Source organism: Sulfitobacter sp. SK011, assembly GCF_003352065.1.
Lineage (GTDB): Bacteria > Pseudomonadota > Alphaproteobacteria > Rhodobacterales > Rhodobacteraceae > Sulfitobacter.
Window position 1 is genome coordinate 509,489 of record NZ_CP025803.1, and the last position, 13,799, is coordinate 523,287.

At 56.0% G+C, this 13,799-nt stretch carries 13 protein-coding genes; 8 read left to right on the forward strand and 5 right to left on the reverse strand.

All coding sequences use genetic code 11. The features are described from left to right. Positions 1-5 precede the first annotated feature (5 nt). Both C1J02_RS02445 and C1J02_RS02450 read left to right on the forward strand, forming a co-directional pair. Positions 6-650 carry an LON peptidase substrate-binding domain-containing protein gene (locus C1J02_RS02445; RefSeq protein WP_114876991.1) on the forward strand — a complete coding sequence of 215 codons (645 nt, stop codon included), beginning with the start codon at positions 6-8 and terminating at the stop codon, positions 648-650. Next, positions 647-832: a Trm112 family protein gene (locus C1J02_RS02450; protein ID WP_114876992.1), complete on the forward strand. Its 186-nt coding sequence runs from the start codon at positions 647-649 to the stop codon at positions 830-832. The genes C1J02_RS02445 and C1J02_RS02450 overlap by 4 nt, the downstream gene beginning before the upstream one ends. 4 nt (positions 833-836) lie before the next feature. Here the strand turns inward: C1J02_RS02450 and C1J02_RS02455 are convergent, their stop codons facing one another. Beyond that, positions 837-2,063 (reverse strand): FAD-dependent monooxygenase, encoded by a 1,227-nt coding sequence (locus tag C1J02_RS02455; protein WP_205389850.1) that lies wholly within the window; start codon positions 2,061-2,063, stop codon positions 837-839. Between the two features lie 88 nt (positions 2,064-2,151). Here C1J02_RS02455 and C1J02_RS02460 point away from each other — a divergent pair, with 88 nt between their 5' ends. The 4 genes from C1J02_RS02460 to C1J02_RS02475 all read left to right on the forward strand — a co-directional run bounded on the left by C1J02_RS02460 (position 2,152) and on the right by C1J02_RS02475 (position 8,462). Further along, on the forward strand, positions 2,152-3,480 hold the full coding sequence (locus C1J02_RS02460; RefSeq protein WP_114876993.1) for an amidase: 1,329 nt from the start codon (positions 2,152-2,154) through the stop codon (positions 3,478-3,480). A 139-nt stretch (positions 3,481-3,619) separates the two neighbouring features. Continuing rightward, complete coding sequence (locus C1J02_RS02465; RefSeq protein ID WP_114876994.1) at positions 3,620-4,807, forward strand: aminotransferase class I/II-fold pyridoxal phosphate-dependent enzyme; 1,188 nt, start codon at positions 3,620-3,622, stop codon at positions 4,805-4,807. 15 nt (positions 4,808-4,822) lie between these two features. Further along, entirely contained in the window at positions 4,823-7,687 is a 2,865-nt protein-coding gene (locus C1J02_RS02470; protein WP_114876995.1) for a DNA translocase FtsK, read from the forward strand. A 175-nt stretch (positions 7,688-7,862) separates the two neighbouring features. Next, complete coding sequence (locus C1J02_RS02475) at positions 7,863-8,462, forward strand: outer membrane lipoprotein carrier protein LolA (protein ID WP_114880327.1); 600 nt, start codon at positions 7,863-7,865, stop codon at positions 8,460-8,462. A gap of 38 nt (positions 8,463-8,500) precedes the next feature. Here the strand turns inward: C1J02_RS02475 and C1J02_RS02480 are convergent, their stop codons facing one another. Continuing rightward, a complete protein-coding gene (locus tag C1J02_RS02480) occupies positions 8,501-9,088 on the reverse strand; it encodes a lytic transglycosylase (RefSeq protein WP_114876996.1) in 588 nt (195 codons plus the stop codon). A gap of 413 nt (positions 9,089-9,501) precedes the next feature. Here C1J02_RS02480 and hspQ point away from each other — a divergent pair, with 413 nt between their 5' ends. Next, complete coding sequence (gene hspQ / locus C1J02_RS02485) at positions 9,502-9,828, forward strand: heat shock protein HspQ (RefSeq protein WP_114876997.1); 327 nt, start codon at positions 9,502-9,504, stop codon at positions 9,826-9,828. Positions 9,829-9,832: 4 nt separating this feature from the next. Here the strand turns inward: hspQ and ggt are convergent, their stop codons facing one another. From ggt to C1J02_RS02500, 3 genes are all read right to left on the reverse strand, one after another. After that, positions 9,833-11,410: a gamma-glutamyltransferase gene (gene ggt / locus C1J02_RS02490; RefSeq protein ID WP_114876998.1), complete on the reverse strand. Its 1,578-nt coding sequence runs from the start codon at positions 11,408-11,410 to the stop codon at positions 9,833-9,835. A 302-nt stretch (positions 11,411-11,712) separates the two neighbouring features. Next, the gene (locus tag C1J02_RS02495) at positions 11,713-12,207 is read right to left on the reverse strand and encodes an ATP-binding protein (protein WP_254693185.1); all 495 of its coding nucleotides are present in this window, start codon (positions 12,205-12,207) and stop codon (positions 11,713-11,715) included. Next, positions 12,200-12,538 (reverse strand): STAS domain-containing protein, encoded by a 339-nt coding sequence (locus tag C1J02_RS02500; protein ID WP_114876999.1) that lies wholly within the window; start codon positions 12,536-12,538, stop codon positions 12,200-12,202. Before C1J02_RS02500 ends, C1J02_RS02495 begins: the two co-directional genes overlap by 8 nt. Before the next feature lie 87 nt (positions 12,539-12,625). On the opposite strand from C1J02_RS02500, the gene C1J02_RS02505 reads away from it, so the two are divergent. Then, positions 12,626-13,798: an acetyl-CoA C-acyltransferase gene (locus C1J02_RS02505; RefSeq protein ID WP_114880329.1), complete on the forward strand. Its 1,173-nt coding sequence runs from the start codon at positions 12,626-12,628 to the stop codon at positions 13,796-13,798. Position 13,799 lies beyond the last annotated feature (1 nt).

Here is a 13,799-nt window from a genome sequence, read left to right on the forward strand (position 1 = left end):
TAACCATGATAAAGCAAAGCGAACTGCCAGATACAATTGCGATTTTCCCGCTTGGTGGGGCGCTTTTGTTGCCGCGCGCGCGCCTGCCTTTGCACATTTTTGAACCGCGATACCTGCAGATGATCGAAGATGCCCTCAAGACCGATTGCCGTCTGATCGGCATGATCCAGCCAAACCCGGTCCCCGGACGTGATGGACCGGGTTTGCATACGATCGGATGCGCGGGACGGATCACGCAGTTTTCTGAGACCGAAGATGGGCGCTATATGATCACGCTTGGGGGGGTGTCACGCTTTCGGGTGACGAAAGAGGTCGAAGGATTTACCCCCTATCGCCGGTGCGATGTGAACTGGGATGGATTTGATCGCGACCTTGGCAAGGACGAAGCCGATACGGGCTTTAACCGGAAGTCTTTTCTTGATCTGCTTGAGCGGTATTTTGATACGCGTGGGCTGTCCGCAGATTGGGATACCCTCAAAGAAGCGGACGACGAATTGCTGATCAATTCGCTGTCGATGATGCTGGACTTTGAGGCAGAAGATAAGCAGGCGCTGCTTGAGGCACCATCGCTCGAAACCCGCCGCGAAACGCTGGTGACATTGATCGAATACACAATGCGGGGCGGACAGGAAGAAGGAATGATGCAATGAGCGATGTTCGCGTCGATTTTGACCGCCGGATGCTTGACGGGCTGATCTGTCCGCGGACCCAGACCACACTCAGCTATGATGCAGACAAACAGGAGCTGGTCTCAAAAGCAGCCAATCTGGCCTATCCGATCCGCAACGGCATTCCTGTGATGCTGGTGGATGAAGCGCGGGCGCTCGACTGATCTGCTAAAGCGGTTTTCCCTGCATCAGACGGGGTAGTTCACCGGTCAATCCGGCCGCTTCACGAATGAACCCCCGCCGCAGAACGGGCAGGGCGTTCACCGCCGCCATTCCAATATCACGGGCCATGCGGATCAGCGGATTGTCGTTTGAGAACAATCTGTTGAAACTGTCCGTCGCCAAGGCCAACGTTGTGTTGTCAAAGCGTCGCCATTCCTGATAGCGCGCCAGTGCGGCATCAGACCCCACATCCTCGCCCCGACGTTGGGTATCTGCGATGACTTCGGCCAATGCCGCCACATCACGCAGTCCCGCATTAAGCCCCTGACCCGCAATCGGGTGAACACCGTGGGCAGCATCGCCCACCAATGCCACGCGAGGGGCGACCATATCGTGCGCGAGTGAGAGGCTCAGCGGATAGGTGTAGCGCTGACCGACAACTGACAATTCACCCAGAAAACTGCCAAAACGAGGGCGCAATACGTCGAGATATGCCTCATCAGATAGCGCATTGATCGCGGCGGCATTCTGGTCTGTTTCGCTCCAGACGATGGACGATCTGTTTCCCGTCAGTGGCAAGATCGCCAAGGGGCCGGGCGGCATAAAAAACTGATGCGCGACACCGTGGTGAGGCAATTCATGCTCCAACGCACAGACCAGAGCGGTCTGTCCATATTCCCAACCAATCCTCTTGATCCCGGCGCGCCCGCCGGTGCCGGTGCTGCGCCCATCCGCCCCTATGGCAAGACGCGCACGCAAGCTTTTTCCGGACGCCAGACTTAGTGTGATGCCTGAACCATCGGCCTGCTGCGCCACAACTGTCTGTCCGTTCATCTGAACGATGTTTGGAATGGATTTGACAGCATCCAGCAACGCACGCCGCAGATGCCGATCCTCGGCCATAAAGCCCATTGGTCCTTCTTCAATCTCGGCATGATCGAAGTGCATGAACATCGGCGACGGCCCATCGCCTGCGCGCCCATCGGTGACTTTGATCTCCAACATCGGTTGCGCATATGGCTCAACCGCGTCCCATACGCCAATACCCTGCAACAATCGGGTTGAGGTCAAAGCCAGTGCATAGGACCGCCCATCAAAACCCGCGTTCTTGCGGGTCTTGATCGCCAATGCGTCTATCATTGTCACCCGCAGCCCTGTTTGCGCCAAGGCAATTGCCAAGGCAGGGCCATTCAATCCGCCACCGATGATGGCAATATCCGTATCAAAATCCATGGCCCTAGATATGACCGCTGCACAGGGATTGTCCATGTGCCCAACGGTCGCTACCGTCAGGACGAAAGTAGATAACAGGGGATGATAGATGCAGGCATGGTTGAAAATGACCGCTGCGGATTTGGGCCGCGGCATTGCAGCAGGGCAAATTGATCCTGTGGCACTGTGCCAGACCTATCTGGATGCCATTGAGGCGCATCCGCTGCGCGACCGGATTTATGCCCGTGTGACCGCTGACCGTGCGTTGGCAGAAGCGCAGGCAGCAGCAGACCGGGCAAAGTCAGGGCATCGGTTGTCTGCTTTGGACGGGGTGCCAATTTCGTGGAAGGACCTGTTTGACACAACTGGTGTCGCAACTGAAGCGGGATCAAAGCTGCTTGAGGGTCGGATACCGGATGCGGATGCTGCTGTATTGGTCAATGCGACAGCCGCCGGTTTGGTATGTCTGGGCAAAACCCACATGAGCGAACTTGCGTTTTCCGGCCTTGGCCACAACCCCAGTACGGCCACTCCTCCTTCCGTCAACGATGCTGATGGGGTTTCGGGCGGCTCCTCATCAGGGGCTGCCGCTTCCGTGGCATTTGGTTTGGCTGCTGCTGGCATCGGGTCTGACACGGGCGGTTCGGTGCGCATTCCCGCCGTTTGGAATGATCTGGTCGGGCTCAAGACAACATCTGGCCGTTTGTCCCTCGAAGGGGTGGTCCCACTGGCATTGAAATTTGACACGATCGGGCCGCTTTGCCGCTCTGTCGAAGATGCAGGGCTGTTGCTGGCAGCACTTGAAGGCAAAAAGCCTGCCGACCTGCAACACGCGACACTCGAAGGCCGCCGCTTTGCTGTTTTGCGGACCGTGGCCATGGACGACGTCGCCGACCAGCCGGCGGCCGCATTCAAAAGCGCTATAGAGCGGATACAAAACGCCGGTGCCGCCATTGAGTATATTGAGGTGCCAGAGGTCTCAGACGCCATGCTATTGAGCGCGTGTCTTTACACATCAGAGGCTTACGGGCTTTGGCGTGATGTAATTGAGGCAAATCCTGAAGCAATGTTCAGCGAGATTTTGGAGCGTTTTCGTTTGGGTAAGGGGTTTTCTGGCCCGGATTATGTTGCCGCCTGGGCCAAGCTTGAGGTTGCGCGTATGGGCTATGATCAGGCCGTTGCAGGATATGATGCAGTGCTCTTGCCTACCGCGCCCATTGTGCCGCCTAATCTTGAGCGGCTGACGCGTGATCATGATTACTATATCGCGCAAAACCTTTTGGCTCTGCGCAACACGCGTATCGGCAATCTTTTGGGTGTCTGTGCACTCACGCTGCCTACGGGACAGCCGTCTTGTGGCGTCATGATGATGTGCCCCCCCGAAATGGAAGAACAACTGTTGCGTCTGGGCATCGCTGTCGAAGAGGCGATCAGCTAAAGCGGCCACATTCACACACCTACACAACCGAAAAGCCACAAATGCCTGATTACGGTCGGGTTTTTCTGGACGAATGGGCGGGCCTTGTCTAATTTGGGGGAAACGGGACGTTAATGATCCCGACCCTGAGGCAGTTTTGATGAAGTTTCCCGAGCGGTTTTCGAACCTTCCGGCCCATGTATGGCCGCGTCTGCGCGCATTGTTGGATGCGCATGACGGGGGCGGTACGCCTATTCACATGACGATTGGTGAGCCAAAACACGCCTTTCCGGCCTGGGTCACAGATGCAATTGCGCAAAATGCAGCTGGTTTTAACAGCTATCCTCCAAACGACGGCTCACCCGAACTGAGGGGTGCCATCGCCCGTTGGATCAAACGACGCTACGGCGTTGAAATGGACCCCGATACCGAAGTGATGGCCCTGAATGGCACGCGCGAGGGTCTCTATAATGCGGTGATCGCGCTGTGTCCTGAGACAAAAAACGGCCAAACGCCCGCTATCCTGATGCCGAACCCGTTCTATCCGGTCTATATGATTGGTGCCATTTCGGGTGGGTCTGATCCGATTTTGGTACCAGCCACTGCAGAAACCGGGCATTTGCCGGATTTCACAAGCGTGCCTGAGGATATTCTGGATCGCACCACCGCAGCCTACATATGCTCTCCGGCCAATCCGCAAGGCACGGTGGCGACCCATGAGTATTGGGCGAGCCTGATTGCTTTGGCCGAAAAGCATGATTTTATGATTTTTGCGGATGAATGTTATTCAGAGATTTATCGCGACACGCCGCCCGTCGGGGCGATGCAAGTGGCGGAAAGTATGGGCGCAGACCGCAACCGCATCGTTGCGTTCCATTCATTGTCCAAGCGATCTAACCTGCCCGGTCTGCGGTCAGGTTTTGTCGCCAGCGGGGCGGACACGATCCGCGAGGTCAAGCAACTGCGTAATTATGCGGGCGCGCCACTGCCGCTACCCCTGCAACAGGCTGCGGCAAAGGTTTGGGATGACGAGGCGCACGTCGAAGAAAACCGCGCCCTTTACGCTGAAAAATACCAGATCGCTGATCGTATTCTGGGCAATGTGCCGGGCTACGTCAGCCCCCAAGCTGGATTTTTCCTGTGGTTGCCTGTGCAAGACGGTGAAGTGGCTGCCCTGAAACTTTGGCGCGAGACTGGCGTGCGGGTTCTGCCCGGCAGCTATCTGGCCCAAGACGTGAACGGGGAAAACCCCGGCAAAGAATACATCCGGGTCGCACTTGTGGCCCCAAAAGACGAGACGGAGCGTGGATTGGAAGCAATCCGCGACTGCCTGTACTCAGACGTATAACGAGGGAATAGAGCAATGGCATATCAGACACGCGGGCGCGACCCACTGTTGGACAGCAAAACCGCCGAGGCGATTGAAAGACGTGGTAAGGAATTGCTGGGGCTGGCGCTCATTGGTTTGGGTGTGATGGCCGCGATGATGATCGGCAGCTATACCCCTGACGATCCGAACTTCCTTGTCTCAACGGATGCCGCTGTCCAAAACTGGCTTGGACGCATGGGCGCATCCATTGCAGCACCGTTGTTCATGATCGGCGGATGGGGTGCGTGGAGCATTGCGGTGGTTCTGTTGGTCTGGGGCGTTCGTTTCGCGTTGCACCGGGGCGAGGAGCTTGCGGTTGGGCGACTGATCTTTGCCCCAATCGCAGCGGCAGCATGCGCCATCTATGCAGCGACCTTGACGCCAAATGCGGAATGGCTGCAAACCCACAACTTTGGGCTTGGCGGGCTGTTTGGCGATTTCGTAATGGGTTTCCTGCTGACGCTTTTGCCCATCGGTTCGACCTTTACGGTCAAACTGATGTCACTCTTCATGGGTGTTTCGATTGTCGTTTTGGGGACCTTCGTATTGGGCTTCACCAAGCTGGAATTGACGCGTATCGGTCGGTTCCTTCTGGTTGGTGTGATCATGGTTTACGCCGGTCTGATGAATGTTCTGGGCCGTGGTGCCAGCGGTGCCGTGCAAGCCGCGCAGGGCTTGCAGGCCCGCCAGCAGGAACGCCGTGAACGCAACCGGATTGAGGCCGAAGAGGCGGCCGCCTTTGCCGCAAGCCAGCCCGAGTTTACTTCTGCTGCGCGCGCATATGAACCGATGCTGACCGAACCAACGGGGCCAAAAGCCGGGCTGCTTGCGCGGATGCCCGCGTTGATCAAGCGTCCTGAAGTGATGCCGGAACCCGAATTGGTTGAACACTACAGCGATGCCGTTGTTGATGAAGGACCCGGAGAAGACCGCATCAGAAGCAAGATCGCTGACGTCATCAAGAGCCGGGTGCGCACCGGAAATGCAGTGCATACGCCGACCACAGCGCCGCTTACAAAAGGCCGGGGGCGTGGACCTGACCCGCTTGTGCTGAGTGCCAATGCACCTGCAGACCTGCGCGCCGAGCCACCTCTGACGGGTGCGATGCGTGCCGAACCGCCACTTAGCGCGTCAAGGGGTTCGCTGGATTGGACCGCGTCATCAGAGGCTGCTTTTCAAGATGCCGAGGCCCTGCCGCTTGAGCCTGCACAGGCACCTGACATGGCATCGATCCCACTGGCCGAGCCGCGCAAAGTTGTGCAGCAACCGGTGCGCAAACCGGTCCAGCCCAGCAAACAGGCCAAGGCCGAGGCGCAACCGACCCTGACATTCGACGATACGCATCCGGGCTTTGAATTGCCGCCGCTGAACCTGTTGGAAAGCCCCGATGTGGTGGAGCGCCTGCATCTGTCTGATGAGGCATTGGAAGAAAACGCGCGGATGTTGGAATCCGTGCTGGATGATTACGGCGTCAAGGGCGAAATTGTCGCCGTACGCCCCGGCCCCGTTGTCACGATGTACGAACTTGAACCCGCGCCGGGTCTCAAAGCATCGCGTGTGATCGGGCTTGCTGATGACATTGCCCGCTCAATGGCGGCGCTATCCGCGCGTGTTTCGACTGTGCCGGGACGCAGTGTGATCGGCATCGAATTGCCCAACGAAACACGTGAAAAGGTCGTCCTGCGTGAAATTCTGTCGGCCCGCGACTTTGGTGACAGCACCATGCGCCTGCCGCTGGCCCTGGGCAAAGACATTGGCGGTGATCCCGTGGTCGCCAACCTGGCCAAGATGCCCCACCTCTTGATTGCGGGGACCACCGGTTCTGGTAAATCGGTCGCGATCAACACGATGATCCTGTCACTGCTTTATAAGCTGACGCCAGAAGAATGCCGGTTGATCATGATCGACCCGAAAATGCTGGAGCTCAGCGTCTATGACGGCATCCCACATCTTCTGTCCCCAGTCGTAACCGACCCGAAAAAAGCCGTTGTCGCACTGAAATGGACAGTGGGCGAAATGGAAGAACGCTATCGCAAGATGTCAAAGATGGGCGTGCGCAACATCGAAGGATACAACGGCCGGGTGCGCGAAGCGCTGGCCAAGGGCGAGTTGTTCAGCCGCACAGTACAAACCGGATTTGACGAAGACACCGGCGAGCCAATTTTTGAGACTGAAGAAAACACACCCGTCGCATTGCCCTATATCGTGGTGATCGTCGATGAGATGGCCGATCTGATGATGGTTGCCGGCAAAGAGATCGAAGCCTGCATTCAGCGCCTGGCACAGATGGCGCGTGCATCAGGCATTCACCTGATCATGGCGACACAACGCCCCTCAGTTGACGTGATCACCGGGACGATCAAGGCGAACTTTCCAACGCGAATTTCGTTTCAGGTCACTTCGAAAATCGACAGCCGTACGATTTTGGGCGAAATGGGTGCCGAACAACTGCTCGGCATGGGTGATATGCTTTATATGGCGGGGGGTGCAAAGATCACCCGCTGTCACGGGCCATTTGTCAGCGATGAAGAAGTCGAGGAAATCGTCAATCACCTCAAGGCGTTTGGTGCACCGGATTATGTTTCCGGGGTGGTCGAAGGCCCGGCAGAAGACGCGGAAACGAGCATCGACGCGGTTCTCGGCCTTGGTGGCAATACCGATGGCGAAGATGCCCTCTATGACACCGCCGTTCAGATCGTGATCAAGGACCGCAAATGTTCGACAAGTTACATCCAGCGCAAATTGGCGATTGGATATAACAAGGCCGCGCGTCTGGTTGAACAGATGGAAGAACAAGGACTTGTTTCCTCTGCAAACCACGTTGGGAAACGTGAAATTCTGGTGCCGGAACAGGGCTGAGTTTTACGTCCTGACGAGACTATCAAACCGGATTTAAGCACCGCCGAAATTCGCTTCGGCGGTGTTTCTTATGGGCAGTATGACTTGGCTCGGCAAAAAGCCGCGCCTTGATATCGCATATCAGCTGCAAAGGACCTATGTGGTTGGACAAGACCTAAACACAGGAACAAAAGTTATGCGTTTTATCACCTCTATCGCCCTCACATTGGGGCTGGCCGTACTGACACCCTTTGCTGCGATGGCGCAAAAGCTGCCGTTGAACGATTTGTCCGGCTATTTGAACAAGCTGCAAACAGCCCAGGGCGAATTCACCCAGATCAATGATGATGGGTCGATCAGCACAGGCACGATCCTGATCAAACGCCCCGGCAAAGTCCGGTTCGAGTATAACCCGCCGGAAACTGCCCTGGTGGTCGCAGGCAGCAATACGGTTGTGATCTATGACAAAAAGTCGAACCAGCCGCCCGAAACCTATCCGCTGTCCCGAACCCCATTGTCCATTATTCTGGCAAAACAGGTTGATCTGGGCCGGGCAAAAATGGTCACCGGACATAGTTATGATGGAACAGCAACAACTGTGACGGCGCAGGATCCGGAACATCCTGAATATGGGAATATTCAGCTCAAGTTCACGGCCAACCCTGTCGAGTTGCGCCAATGGATCATCAACGATGGGAATGGCGGCCAGACAACTGTAATTCTTGGCAATCTGAAAAAGGGCGGCAACATCCCGAACAGCAAATTCGACATCAGCCGCGCTACAATTAACCGATAACGACAAAAGCCCCGGCAGTTTCTGCCGGGGCTTTTATATTAGCCACGCAACCGGCAGCCAGCGATCTGACCTTGGTACATCTGCGCGCGTGCATCGACTTTGCCTGCGACCGCAACCAACCAAGCCTTGCTGTTGTAGCTTTGCCGCGAAAACCCAGTGTGACCCTCATGATAAGCTAGGTATTGGTTGCGCGCGTCTGACAATGCGATCCCGTTTCGGTCCCGGCTTTGATTCATGTACCAGCCCATAAAATCGGTGGCATCCTTGATCCGGTCCCGCTTGGCCGAGCGTCGCCCCTGGGCATTTCGGTACTCATCCCATGTGGCATCAAGCGCCTGACTATAGCCAAACGCGCTGGATTGGCGACCCATCGGAATGACGCCCAGCACATATTTGAAAGGTGTGCGGGCGTCCGCCACAAATTTGCTTTCCTGATGGATGGTGGCCATCTGCACATGCACCGGCACACCCCATCTGCGTTCTGCCGCACGGAATGCTCTGTAATATTCGGGGCGCTGTTGAAGAATTGTGCAGGCATCATCCAATCCACGGGGTGCAGACGTCTGTCCACCACCGCAGGATGCCACCAGCAACACAATAATCAATGCGCGAAGAGTTTTGCTCATCTGCCTCTCGCTTTTTTGTCGTTTCTTATTTTCGCCTATCTTAACCGAAAATGCGTCGGCGTCACATCACTTTTTCTAATGCAAGGTCGTCAGCACCGTGCCCGCGCCCCTGCCGCAACAGTTGCCGACAAAAGCGTTGTTACTGCGGGCCGGATCCATCTGAGTTTTCGTCAATGGCGCAAAAATATGGTATGATCCAGCATCATGAGTGCCAGTTGTGTGAGGGATTTTACCCGCCCGTCAGAACGACGTCTGATGAAGCTAAACCTATTCCCTGCCAGCAAATTACTGCGGTTTGGGTGCCGAATTCTATCATTGCGAGTATCAACAGTTTGTTTCCGCGAATTGCCGCAGCGTGATTGGACAAAAGGCCCTTGAAACGACTACTAACGAAAGATAGGGGCAGTAATGTTATGCTACGAACGCGCGCAAAATATCATCTGGGCCAGGTTGTTAGGCACAAAAAACACCCCTTTCGCGGGGTGATCTTTGACGTGGACCCTGAATTTGCAAATACCGATGAATGGTACGAAGCGATCCCGGAAGACAATCGTCCCATCAAAGATCAGCCATATTATCATCTGTTGGCCGAAAACGATCAAAGCTATTACGTCGCCTATGTGTCCGAACAGAACCTGGTTGCGGACTATTCAGGCGAACCGGTGGATCACCCGGACATCCCCGATCTGTTCGGACCTTTTACCGATGGCGCGTATCCGCTGCATTTTCAGTTGAACTGATCTGTCAGTAACCCAACGCGCAGCCGTCCTTGCGCGGGTCACTTGCCCCTTCCAGAACACCGTCATCGCGTATTCTGATCGCCTGCGCCCCGCCGATTGGGGTGTCAGGAATAACAACGTCATGGCCCATATCGGATAGTTTGGCATGCACATCTTTGCCAAAACCCCGTTCAACCTTGAGCGCGCCAGCATCGGCAAATGCCCGCGGCGCGTCGATTGCGGTTTGCAAATCCATGTCGAAATCAACGAGGTTCGAAGCAAATCGCGCATGGCCACAGGACTGATACGAACCGCCCATCACGCCAAAGGGGATGATGACCTTGCCGTCTTTTTTGATCATCCCTGGAATAATGGTATGCATCGGGCGTTTTCCGCCCTTCAACTCATTCGGGTGGCCTGCCTCCAACGTGAACCCGGCCCCCCGATTTTGCAGCAATATTCCGAATTTGTCAGATGCAATACCAGACCCGAAGCCGTGAAAGATTGAATAAATCAACGACACGGCCATGCCGTCCCGATCCACGACGGTGATGTAAATGGTGTCTTTGTGAACCGCCTCGCTCAGCGGTGCCGCGGCCTTCATCGCTTTGCGCGGGTCGATCAGTCTGGCCAATTTACGCGCAGTTTCAGGGGCCAGCATATGATCCAACCGTGTTGTAAAATCCGGATCAGCCAGGTACCTGTTGCGAGCATCATAGGCCAGTTTTGTGGCCTCCGCTTCAATATGTACCCGCTCCGCCCCCAATGGGTCCATCCCGGCCAAATCAAATTCAGCAAGGATGTTAAGCAGCAACAGCGCTGTGGCACCCTGACCGTTTGGCGGATGTTCGACCACTTCGATGTCCTTGTACGTGCCCGCGACAGGCGTTGCCGCGTCACATGCGGCGGCTGCGAAATCGGCACTGGTATGGGTGCCACCCATGGCCTGCAGTGCGGTAATCATATCCTCAGCAACCTCGCCCGTATAAAAAGCATCGCGCCCATTCTTTGCGATCCGGCGCAGCACCTCGGCCTGACCGAGGGCCTTGAACATGTCACCGACCAAGGGCGGTTTTCCGTTGCTCAAAAAGTAGTCTTGCGCTTTGCCTTGTAAGGTGCCGGCGTCGTTGGCCCAATCCATCGCGACGCGCGCTGCCACAGGGACACCGGTTTCTGCATAATGGATGGCCGGTTGCAGTATTGCATCCAACCCTATCTTCCCAACGGTCCCAGAGAGATGACAGAAAGCGTCAATGGCGGTTGGTATTGTGACCGCATGGGCGGACTGCAAAGGCACGGTTGTCTCACCCTGTTCGCGCAGCATTGCTGCATCAAGCCCGGCAGGTGCGCGCCCCGACCCGTTGAGCGCGTGAACCTCATCTCTGCCGGGAAGTGTGTAGAGTGCAAAACAATCCCCTCCGATCCCGGTCATCTGGGGTTCGCAGATGCCCAACAAAACCCCGCCAGCAATGGCTGCATCCATCGCGTTCCCCCCTCGTTCAAGGATGTCGATTGCCGTCTTGGCAGCGAGTGGGTGTGAAGTGGCGCACATGCCGTTGGTTGCGAACACCGAGGATCGCCCCGGAAGATGAAAATCACGCATGTCTGCCCCTTACCAATTACGTTCAAAAAGCGAACCTAGCTCGGGTTTGTCATACTGCCAACAATGTAAGGGATAAGATCCTCGACGTCGCGCACTGGGTGGGGGCTATTAAACGCAACGCCGAGGGAAGCCATAATCAGCTATGAATTCTTTATGCGCTGTGACCATGGCGCAAATGTGATGCAAACGCGGCAATTTCAGGAATGTTCTGGGCCTAATTGCGGCGTGGCAGGGGCGATGACGAGCCAAAAGATGCGCCTCTCTGCCGTTCTTTGAGACAGCTGGTGAACAATATTCAGCGACTACTTGAAGCGTGGGATTGCCACCGCGATCCGTAAATCCAACTGGTTTTTCTGACCAACGCGATGATACTGAATGTCCTTTGCCAGATCTTTGATCAAAAACCAGCCGTATCCGCCCTCGGGCAGATCGATGGGATCCACTTCGATGTTCTGGGGCAAACCAAGGGGCATCTGTCCATCTGGCATCGAATTGCCTTGGTCATTGATCGTAAAATGAAGGCCGTTGGCCCGGTGGCGACATCGAATATTGATAGGCCCCTGCGGAAGCGATGCGGGGTATGCGTGTTCGACAATGTTGTTCAGGGCTTCGGCAAGGACCAGCTCGACGATTGCTGTCTCTTCGATATCCAGCGACAGCGCTTTCAATCCCGCAAGGACCTGACCCAAGGCATCGCGCACGGCCAAGTTGCCGCTATCGACACAGACATCAAAAGGCTGCAAGGAACATATTTCACCTTCGTCCTGCACATAAGGGAATAGCGCCGGATCAGTCACTTTGAGCCATCAATGCCTGGTCCAAAGTTGTATAAACACTGAAAACGGAATCCATCCGGGTGAGTTTGAATACTTTTTCGACGCCCGCTGTCAGCCCCGCGAGGATCAATGCACGTTGGGGCGCTAGAAACTTCATCGTGGCGACAATTGCGCCAAGGCCGCTGGAATCAATGAACTCAACCTGCTGCAGGTCCAACACCACGTCAGATTGTCCGCCATCGGTTGCCTTGCGCATCGCTTCTTTGAACGCAAGCGCAACCGCCGCATCAATACGCGCTTCCTGCACACTCACGACGCACAAACACCCTTCATTCCTTGCAGAGATTTCCATAGACATACCTTTGAGCTTTACATCCGCTCAATTGGATAGCAGCGATTGCTTACCAAGTTATGAGTGTGACCAGACCAGGAGACCATGATGAGAAATGTAGTAATTGCCGGTGCGGCAAGAACGCCAATGGGCGGATTTCAGGGCGCGTTTCAGATGCTGACAGCCGGCGAACTGGGCGGCAAGGCGATCAAAGCAGCACTTGATGGTGCCGGTGCCGCGGTGGTGCAAGAAGTGCTGATGGGTTGCGTCCTGCCTGCGGGACAGGGCCAAGCCCCTGCAAGACAAGCCGGATTTGCGGCTGGTCTGGGTGAAGACGTGCCTGCGACGACCCTGAACAAGATGTGTGGTTCTGGTATGAAGGCCGCAATGATCGCCTTTGATCAGATCGCACTTGGCCAGACCGATGTGATGGTGGCTGGCGGCATGGAAAGCATGACGAATGCGCCCTATATGCTGCCCAAAATGCGGAACGGTGCGCGGCTTGGCCATAGTGCAGTGGTGGATCACATGTTTCTGGACGGTCTTGAGGACGCCTATGACAAAGGCCGCCTGATGGGCACCTTTGCCGAAGACTGCGCAGAAACCTATCAATTTACCCGTAAAGTGCAGGACGATTATGCACTGGCGTCTCTGTCCCGCGCGCTTGAGGCACAGGCATCCGGGGCTTTTGCGGACGAGATCACGATGGTCACGGTCAAGGACCGCAGGGGAAACCATGAGATCGCTGCAGATGAACAGCCTGCAAGTGCCAAACCTGAAAAAATCCCTCAGCTCAAGCCAGCGTTTCGCGATGGAGGTACAGTCACAGCCGCAAATTCATCATCCATTTCTGACGGTGCAGCCGCGCTTGTTCTGGCGTCCGAGGACGCAGCGCAGGCGCAAAACCTCACGGTGCGGGCGCGTATTGTCGGCCATGCCAGCCATGCTCAGGCACCGGGGTTGTTTACAACCGCACCCGTGCCTGCAGCGCAAAAACTGTTGCAACGCATTGGGTGGACCAAAGAAGAGGTCGACCTTTGGGAAGTGAACGAGGCCTTTGCCGTTGTGCCGCTTGCTTTCATGCATGAAATGGGGCTGAGCCATGACATCGTCAACGTAAACGGGGGTGCCTGCGCGCTGGGCCATCCCATTGGAGCATCCGGCGCGCGGATCATGGTTACTCTTTTGAACGCCTTGGAAAAGCGCGGGCTGAAACGTGGTGTTGCAGCCATCTGTATCGGTGGCGGTGAGGGCACTGCGATTGCGATTGAACGGGTCTGAT

What these genes read in the sequence shown, in the direction of transcription:
- ggt (WP_114876998.1), bottom strand. Translation starts at nt 11,410, where the DNA reads ATGCGTGATTTTCATCTTCCGGGGCGATCCTCGGTGTTCGCAACCAAC.
- C1J02_RS02480 (WP_114876996.1), bottom strand. Translation starts at nt 9,088, where the DNA reads ATGAGCAAAACTCTTCGCGCATTGATTATTGTGTTGCTGGTGGCATCC.
- C1J02_RS02505 (WP_114880329.1), top strand. Translation starts at nt 12,626, where the DNA reads ATGAGAAATGTAGTAATTGCCGGTGCGGCAAGAACGCCAATGGGCGGA.
- hspQ (WP_114876997.1), top strand. Translation starts at nt 9,502, where the DNA reads ATGCTACGAACGCGCGCAAAATATCATCTGGGCCAGGTTGTTAGGCAC.
- C1J02_RS02445 (WP_114876991.1), top strand. Translation starts at nt 6, where the DNA reads ATGATAAAGCAAAGCGAACTGCCAGATACAATTGCGATTTTCCCGCTT.
- C1J02_RS02455 (WP_205389850.1), bottom strand. Translation starts at nt 2,063, where the DNA reads ATGGATTTTGATACGGATATTGCCATCATCGGTGGCGGATTGAATGGC.
- C1J02_RS02460 (WP_114876993.1), top strand. Translation starts at nt 2,152, where the DNA reads ATGCAGGCATGGTTGAAAATGACCGCTGCGGATTTGGGCCGCGGCATT.
- C1J02_RS02475 (WP_114880327.1), top strand. Translation starts at nt 7,863, where the DNA reads ATGCGTTTTATCACCTCTATCGCCCTCACATTGGGGCTGGCCGTACTG.
- C1J02_RS02470 (WP_114876995.1), top strand. Translation starts at nt 4,823, where the DNA reads ATGGCATATCAGACACGCGGGCGCGACCCACTGTTGGACAGCAAAACC.
- C1J02_RS02500 (WP_114876999.1), bottom strand. Translation starts at nt 12,538, where the DNA reads ATGGAAATCTCTGCAAGGAATGAAGGGTGTTTGTGCGTCGTGAGTGTG.
- C1J02_RS02450 (WP_114876992.1), top strand. Translation starts at nt 647, where the DNA reads ATGAGCGATGTTCGCGTCGATTTTGACCGCCGGATGCTTGACGGGCTG.
- C1J02_RS02465 (WP_114876994.1), top strand. Translation starts at nt 3,620, where the DNA reads ATGAAGTTTCCCGAGCGGTTTTCGAACCTTCCGGCCCATGTATGGCCG.